Source organism: Streptomyces sp. NPDC044061 (assembly GCF_056434305.1).
Genome location: NZ_JBWKFL010000108.1, coordinates 1 through 7,930, shown reverse-complemented (window position 1 = coordinate 7,930; position 7,930 = coordinate 1). Strand labels below are relative to the sequence as shown.

Annotated in this window: 6 protein-coding genes and 1 pseudogene; 3 read left to right on the top strand and 4 right to left on the bottom strand. The window is 64.5% G+C overall.

From position 1 onward, the window contains the following. Nucleotides 1–160: 160 nt before the first annotated feature. The 4 genes from AC07CM_RS49650 to AC07CM_RS49635 all read right to left on the bottom strand — a co-directional run bounded on the left by AC07CM_RS49650 (nt 161) and on the right by AC07CM_RS49635 (nt 3,631). Nucleotides 161–817, bottom strand: coding sequence for a GntR family transcriptional regulator (locus AC07CM_RS49650; protein WP_478883172.1), 657 nt, complete (start codon nt 815–817; stop codon nt 161–163). A 114-nt stretch (nt 818–931) separates the two neighbouring features. Next, the gene (locus tag AC07CM_RS49645; protein WP_478883171.1) at nt 932–1,861 is read right to left on the bottom strand and encodes a dihydrodipicolinate synthase family protein; all 930 of its coding nucleotides are present in this window, start codon (nt 1,859–1,861) and stop codon (nt 932–934) included. 71 nt (nt 1,862–1,932) lie between these two features. Continuing rightward, nucleotides 1,933–2,718, bottom strand: a complete 786-nt coding sequence (locus tag AC07CM_RS49640; protein WP_478883170.1) for an SDR family oxidoreductase — start codon at nt 2,716–2,718, stop codon at nt 1,933–1,935. A 13-nt stretch (nt 2,719–2,731) separates the two neighbouring features. Continuing rightward, complete coding sequence (locus AC07CM_RS49635; protein WP_478883169.1) at nt 2,732–3,631, bottom strand: NAD(P)-binding domain-containing protein; 900 nt, start codon at nt 3,629–3,631, stop codon at nt 2,732–2,734. Nucleotides 3,632–4,021: 390 nt separating this feature from the next. Between AC07CM_RS49635 and AC07CM_RS49630 the strand changes: the two genes are divergently transcribed. From AC07CM_RS49630 to AC07CM_RS49620, 3 genes and pseudogenes are all read left to right on the top strand, one after another. Continuing rightward, entirely contained in the window at nt 4,022–6,073 is a 2,052-nt protein-coding gene (locus AC07CM_RS49630; protein WP_478883168.1) for a beta-L-arabinofuranosidase domain-containing protein, read from the top strand. Between the two features lie 416 nt (nt 6,074–6,489). Further along, nucleotides 6,490–7,746: an ABC transporter substrate-binding protein gene (locus tag AC07CM_RS49625; RefSeq protein WP_478883173.1), complete on the top strand. Its 1,257-nt coding sequence runs from the start codon at nt 6,490–6,492 to the stop codon at nt 7,744–7,746. Beyond that, a pseudogene (locus AC07CM_RS49620) lies at nt 7,739–7,930 on the top strand (sugar ABC transporter permease); the annotation flags it as partial. The gene AC07CM_RS49625 and the pseudogene AC07CM_RS49620, both read left to right, overlap by 8 nt.

The window sequence follows — 7,930 nt, the reverse complement described above, 5'->3', positions numbered from 1 at the left end:
GATGTCTGGGTAGGTCACTGGTTCCTACTTCCGTCGCAAGTGTTACGCCCGTTTAAACCCGCCCCACAGCACCATGACCGCCCCCACAACCACCCGCCCACGCCGATCACGTTGAGGCGAGACTCTGGCGGTCGGTCGTATGCGGTGCTGTCGGCCTTCGTTAGACACTTTGATCGTTCTCGAACCGCTGACAAATGAAAGCGTGATGTGCGGAGGCCAAGTGAGCGGCCATCAACTGACCGGCGACCTCGGCCTCACGGCCGGCGATTGCCTCCATGATGAGGCGGTGGAACTCGATGCTGCGTTCGATGTCGCGGTCTGTGTAGTAGAAGAACGTGCCGACAGTGATCGACGTCTGTGCGAGGTTGCTAGCGAAGCGGTACTGCCGCGGTGAGTTGGCGGCTACGAGGACGAGCTCGTGGAATTCGCGGTTGTTGTGGTGTAGGTCGTCGCGGCGGGTTTGGGTGTCGCTGGACTGGATGACCGCCATTTCGTCAACTAGGGCGCGCAACTGGGCCAGCTGCTCATCGGTTCGTCGAGTAGCCGCGAGGGTGGCCCCACGTTGCTCGAGGATCTGTCGGAGTTGAAAGACCTCGTCGATGTCGGCCCGGGTGTACTCGGCGACGAACGCCCCACGATGGGGCTCGATGGTAATCAGTCCGTCGTCGTGTAGTCGTCGAAGCGCCGCGCGGATCGGTGTGCGGCTGACTCCGTGCTCTTCACTGAGGGTCTCCTCAGCGAGATGACTGCCAGGAGAGTAGTCGCCGGAAACGATGCGGCTGCGTAGGGCCTCGTACACATCGTTGGCGCGGGCCACGTGGGTCCTCCGTCCGTCTCGTGCTGGTGGGTCGGTGCTGGTCGACGGACCGACCTTATCGGCGGCGCGTCCGCGCGACGTGACTCGTCGAGCAGGGAGAGGGCGGAGTCCGAGTCAGTTAAGCTTGGCGCGGGAATCGTGTCGGGACAGGCGCCGGAGGAGGAAGTCGATCTCGCTGCGGGCGGCGTCGGTCAGCCTGACTGCCGGGCTGCGCTGGGCGTCGGAGGTGAGAATGCCTCGACGCTGCAGTACGTACTTGCGGACGGCCAGTCCGACACCAGGTTGCTGCTCGTAGCGGATGAGAGGCAGGTGCGAGTCGAAGAGGTCGTGGGCGGCTTCCGTCTCACCGGATCGTGAGAGCCTGACCACGTCGACGAGGAGATCCGGAAAGGCGTACCCGGTCATAGCCCCGTCGGCACCACGTTCGGTCTCGAAGTCAAGAAATAGGCCACCGTTGCCACACAGGATGGACAGGCGAGGCATCTCCCCTGCGGCCTCCAGTCGCCTCAGCATCGAGATCTTCTCGAGTCCGGGCCAGTCCTCGTGCTTCAGCATCAAGCAGCCCGGGTTGTCGTTGGCGATGCGAGCGATCACACCGGCTGTCATCTGGACCGAGAAGGTGAGCGGGTAGTCCTGCAACACGAACGGGGTGGAATCGCCGATCGTTGCCGCAGCCACCTTGTAGTAGCTGACGATTTCGTCGTCGGTGCGCAGCGTGTTCGGCGGCGCGATCATAACGCCGGCCGCGCCCGCATCCATGACGGCGTTCGAGAGGGAACGCATCGCGGCGAACCCGGGGGCGGACACCCCGACGACGATCGGGAACTCGGCACGGTCGATGACTCGACCAGCGATCTGCAGTGCCTCGGCCTGGTCCAGCTTGAATGCCTCGCCTAGCTGGCCGAGGACAGTCAGTCCGTCGACGCCGACCTCGCCGTAGAAGTCGATGAGGCGGTCGAGGGAGGGGAGGTCGATGCTGCCGTCGGCCTCGAAGGGGGTAGGGGCGATCGCATAGACACCATCGGTGTTGCGGTTAAAGGTCATGTGCGCGTTCTCCTGGGGAACTGGACGGGCTGGCGCGGCGGCCCTGACGGCGATCGGCGCTGTCGGGAAGCTCAGATGCTGGAGATGTAGCCACCGTCGACCCTGATGACGGAACCGTTGATGTATGAGGCTGGGGAGCTGGCCAGAAAGGCAACGGCCTGGCCGTACTCCCGGGGGTCGCCGTAGCGACCGGCGGGGATGGTCGCGAGCGATTCTTCGGCTACGTCTTCGACTGACCTGTTCTGGCGCTTGGCCTTGGCCTCGTCGAGAAACTGGATGCGCCCAGTGGCGATGCGGCCGGGCAGTACCACGTTGGAGGTGACACCGTACTTGCCGACCTCGCCGGCAAGGGTCTTGGACCAGCCGAGGAGGCCGCTGCGGAGGGCGTTGGACATGCCGAGGTTAGGGATGGGCGAGATGACACCAGAGCTAGCGCTGGTGATGATGCGACCCCAACCTCGCTTCTGCTGGCCAGGCAGGACTCGGTCGGTCAACGCGATCACGGAGAGGACCATCGACCTGAAGTGGGTCTCCCACGACCCGATGGCCTGGCTGGCAACCGGGCTCGGAGGCGGGCCGCCCGTGTTGTTGAGGAGGATGTCCACGCCACCGGTACGCTCCTCGATGAGGCTCACCTCACGGTCGATCGCCTCGATGTCAGCGAGGTCCCACACGGCCGCCCATGCCGTGCCGCCTACGGACTCGATCGCGGCGACAGTCCGAGCTGCGGCGTCGGCGTCACGGTCGGCAACGACGACGCTTGCACCCTCGGCGGCCAGTTCACGAGCGATGGCGCCACCGAGGCCGCCCCCCGCGCCGAGGACAAGCGCGGTCTTGTCTGCGATTCCGAGGTCCATGGTTGTCGTCCTTTCACAGGCGGGTCGTGTCGCTGGCCGAGGCCACGGCAGCGGTGGTGGTAAGCAGCCACGTGATGGCGGTGTCAATGTGGTCGGCGGTGCCCGGTGCCGGTGGTTGGTCGTCTATGGCCTTGGCGGTGCGCGCGAAACGCTCCTCACTGGCGGCCATGAGCAGCGAGGGCAGGCCGAACGTTCTAAGTTGGGCCTCAGCTCGGTTGATCTCGTGGCCGCGCCGCTCGGCGTGCAGGATGTGCGTGCGCACAACTGTGTTGAGGAAGTGCGTTAGGCCAGCCTGGTCAATGTCGCTGAGGACCTCGTACAACTCGGCTCGCAGGCCCTGCTGCTCAGCGGCAATGAGGCACTCCACGCCAAGGGCTTCCAGCCCTTTTGTGAGCACAGTGCGGAGGAGTTTGAGCGCGGCAGCATCGCCAGCGCTCCCGTGAGGCAGGCCGCGTACAGGAGCCCCCATCCGGGCGAACTCGGCGAGTGCCATGTCGGCTAGGGGCCCGGCGGCGAGAATGGCGGTACGGGCTCCTGTCAGACCGACCGCCCCCATGATCACGGCGTCGACATAGGCAAGGCCTGCGGCCGCAAACGCAGTTCCGATGTCCCGCTTGTCCTGCGGGCTGGCGGTGGTTAGGTCGACGGTTGTCGTGGCGGGCCCTAGGTGTGGAGCAAGCCCCTCGGCGACACGCGCGGCCACGTCACCGGTTACGCACACCCACACCTGGCCGACGTCGGCGAGCCACGGGCCGGCCCTGGTGTGGATGACAACGCCTAGGCGTTCGGCGAGCTCTTGAGCAGCCGGCGAGGGCCGGAGCTCGTTGAGCACGACCTCATGCTCGCCTTGGGCCGCCAGCGCATCCGCGTAGGTCCGTCCGACTTCGCCAAGACCGACGATAGCGATCTTCACGCGACACCCTCCTGTACAAAATTAGTGCAATCATGCCTCGCCGTCCGGAGCTTGGCAAGTAGAGCATCTGCCATCTCCGCCTTGACATAGGCCTCCAGGGCGGCAGATGGCCAGCCGGTGGCTGATTAGGTTTGACAGGATTGTATCAAAACTGTACAGTCGTCGATGTGACAACCATCACGGAGCCGGGCGGAATGGAATACCGCAGTCCGGCAGTGGATGCCGAGCAAGGACCGCGCACGCGTCCCGAGCACCCGACTGCTCGTCGGCCCTTGGTGGTCGCGAGTCGGTGATTGCCGCCGTTGCCACTCAATTACAAGAGGTTGAGCGGGTACGTCTTGACGGCATGGATCGGCACAGGTGGAGCCTCATGGAGGAAGGTAGATGTGTATGACCGTCGTCGGAAACACGCCAGTTAGGCCAGCGTTCCGAGCCCTTGGCGTCGGTGCGGTGAAGCCACGGGGCTGGTTGCGCGATCAGCTCCGCGCACAAGCTGAGGGTCTCACCGGCAACCTGACAAAATTCTGGGACAAGGACTCCTGGTGGCGCGGTGGCGTCGGTGAGAACATGCTCGCGCAGATACAGGGACCGGGGAGAGCCTTCGTGACCCCGGATCTCCTCAACGGCCTCGTTCCGCTCGCGTGGCAGCTAGATGACGCCGGGTTGAAGGCGGAGGCGACCACGTTCGTCGAGTACACGCTCGCCTCTGCTCGTGAGGACGGGCGGTTCGGGCCGCCTCAGGTGGAGGAGGAGCCATTCCGAACGAAGCTCCATCGCGGTCGCTCGAAGCTGATGCTGGCTCTCATCAGCTATCACGATGCAACGGGCGACGAGCGGATCGTGTCGCTGATCAAGTCCTACTTCGACGGTTATCTGTCCACGCGCACCAACCGGCGGCCCGACCAAATCGATCGGAACCCATTCGACAACTCAATGCGCCAGGAGAACCTTGTCGCGGGTCTGTGGCTCTACGAACGGGCCGGCGATGAGGCACTGCGGTCGGTGCTGGCCGAGATGTGCCACTCGGCCGGTCCGGAGACGCAGTGGGCGGACAGCTTCCGCGACGGGCGGTTGGCGTTCGACCAGGGCTATGCCGTCGCGCACGGGCTCAAGTACCCCGCATTCCGCTACCTTCTTGAAGGCGATCGCGAGGACGTCGTCGGCGTACATAAGGCGCTCGCACTACTCGAGGGCGAATTCGGCCAGGTAGGTGGACGTTTCGCCGCACATGAGTGGCTTCCCCGCGGAGGCGACGGACGGCGTCCGACACATGGAACCGAGTTGTGCGACGTCGTGGAGCACATGTACTCGTTGGAGAAACTCTTCGAGATCATCGGCGATCCTGGCCTCGGGGACCAGCTGGAAGCGCTCGCCTTCAATTCCCTTCCCGCGACCTGCACAGGCGACTTCTGGGCTCATCAGTACGTACAGCAGACGAACCAGGTGCTGGTCTCGAATGCACAGCGCGAGTTCGACGACGGCCCGGAAGCGAACCTCTTCGGCTTGATGCCCTACTACACCTGCTGCACGGGAAACATGCACCAGGGCTGGCCGCGGCTGGTGCAGCACATGTGGATGGCCACACACGACGGCGGGGTCGTCGCGCTTGCGTATGGTCCGAGCGAGGTCACATTCCGAGCTGTCAATGGGGCCGAGGTCACCGTGCGCGAGGAAACTGAGTATCCGTTTGACGGCTCCATCACACTCACCGTCGAAGCCGCACACGCCGTCGCCTTCCCGCTCCTCCTGCGCATACCAGGCTGGCTCAAGAAAGGGAAGGCCGCGAGACTGGACTATAAGGGGCGCACCGAGTGGGCACGTCCCGGCGCGCTGCACCGGCTCGACGAGACCTGGGAGCCCGGCGACCGCATCACGATCGAGTTTCCGATGCACGTCAGCCCCGAGCCACGCTCGGAGACCACGGTCGCGTTTCGGCGCGGACCACTCTATCTCGCGCTGAGGCTCTCCGCCGACTACAAAGAGCTCGCGCACTACTACAAGGGCTCGCGCGACTGGGAGATCAGCCCGGCGTCCGCCTGGAACGTCCTACCCTCGATCCATCCTTTCAGTAGGGCGGTCGAGTATTCTCAGGAGGGCGCCGAACTGCTCACCCGACACGCACTCACCCGGCTCCCGTTCGCTGGCCGCGGCGAGCCGATCTACGACGCAGAAACCGATACTTGCGTGCCGTGGGAGCACGACGAGCCACTGATCGTGACGCTCCCCGCGAAACTCACGACAAACTGGGGCATGCACCCCGTGTGGCCAAGCGCAGGGGATCCGCCTGCGGAGCCCGAGGTCGCTGACGACGACATCGAGATTGAGCTTGTCCCCTACGGCTCGACGCGGATCCGCATCGCGGAGTTCCCCCGCGCCGATCGCGTCAGAAATAACAACAAGACGCAGTCGAGCCCGACACCTTCCCTCGCCCCTCACACATAAGTCGTATCTTGGCAGTTGATTGGGCGCGGCGTCGTCGAGTCCAATCGGCTGAATCAGGCATGCGGGTTGCGTTCGCCTACCGATCACCTGGCCACCTCGAATCCGCGATGGAAGTCGACAAACCGCTTAGAGGACCGAATTCCAACGCCTCCCTGGATCCGTGGAGACCTGAGATTTGGTGGTTCATTCGGTTGCATATCCGGCTAACCACCATCGGCTCACCGCCCGACGAGGTCTCGCGCCGGGCGGTCGACATGATCTTCCGTGACGTCATCGATCCCACTTCCAGGCCTCACGCGGTACTGGAGCTCATCCGGCCAGTCTTCAAGCGCCGGCAAAGTACCACCCGTCTGCGCGCCAAGCGCCGACGGCTTCGCCTCCAGAGAAACCAGCAATAGCAACTACGACACGTGTCGATGCACATCGTCGATACGCACCGCCAAGAAGAGGACCCAATGAAGCGAGCCTCAACCATCGCCCCCGCCGGTCTGGCCCTCGCGGCCCTCGCGGTCCTGACCGGCTGCAGTGGGAGTACGAAGGCGTCCGGCAACCAGTCGGTCACGAGCATTTCCGAACTGGACTACTTCGGCAGCGATCCGGTCTACGCCGCTGCCCTCAACAAGTGTGCGGCCAAGGCGGGCGTCACGCTTGACCGTCACACGCTCCCGACGGGCGGTGGGTACCTCCCGAAGGTCCTCCAGCAGGTGTCGTCTAAGACGCTGCCGGACGTTCTCATGCTCAAGGACGCCAACCTTCAGCAGATCGCGGCGACCGGGGCGCTCGTCCCGCTGAGTGAGTTCAACATCAACACGGACGGCTTCGCTAAGGGCGTGCTTCAGGCAGGCACGTACAACGGCAAGGTTTACGGTCTGGCTCCGGCGGTGACCACGCTCGCGTTCTTCTACAACAAGGACCTTCTCGCGAAGGCCGGCGTCCAGCCGCCCAGCACGTGGGATGAGTTGAAGGCCGCAGCCGCGAAGCTCACCACGGGCGGCCAATTCGGAGTCGCATTCAACGCCACCACAACGTATGCCTCCACGTGGGAGTTTCTGCCGTTCATGTGGAGCAACGGCGGCGATGAGAAGAACATCGACACGCCCCAGACCGCAGAGGCCCTTCAGCTCTGGACGGACCTCGTGAAGTCCGGGTCGGCGTCGTCGGGCGTGCTGAACTGGAGCTATCAGGATGTGGAGGACCAGTTCATGGCGGGAAAGGCGGCGATGATGGTCAACGGGTCGTGGCAGGTCCCGGAGCTCGATAAGGTCTCCGGCCTCCACTACGGAGTGGTCAAGATCCCCATGAAGTCGGCCTCGGACACGGCGGTCGCGCCGATGGGTGGCGAGATGTGGACGGTTCCGCGGACCGGTAACAAGGCCAGGCAGGCCAAGGCCGCAAAGGTCGTCGGGTGTATGAATAGTGACGAGGTGCAGCTCTCCATCGCAGAGGGAGTCGGCTACGTTCCGTCCAAGACGCAGGTTGCCGCCCGGTTCTCCGTCGAGAATCCCCAGCTCGCCGTCTTCACGGATCTGCTGAAGTCGGCGCGTGCCCGTACCGGCGAGCTCGGCGTGGACTGGCCCAAGGCCGAGGCCAAGATTTACACGGCTATCCAGGCGGCGCTGGCTGGCAAGGCCTCGCCGGCGGAGGCGCTCCGGCAGGCCCAAAGCAATGGCTGAGCAGGCAATGGCGGAGCCGATGACGACGACCGTGGGCCGGGCGCGGATCCGCTCGGCGGAACCGGCTGCGCCGCGGCGGCGCAGCCCATGGCGGGGCCGGGAGAGCTTGTTCCGGTGGCTGTTCCTGTTGCCCGCTGTTGTGTACCTGGCCTTGTTCTTTGCCTATCCGGTGGTGAAGAACTTC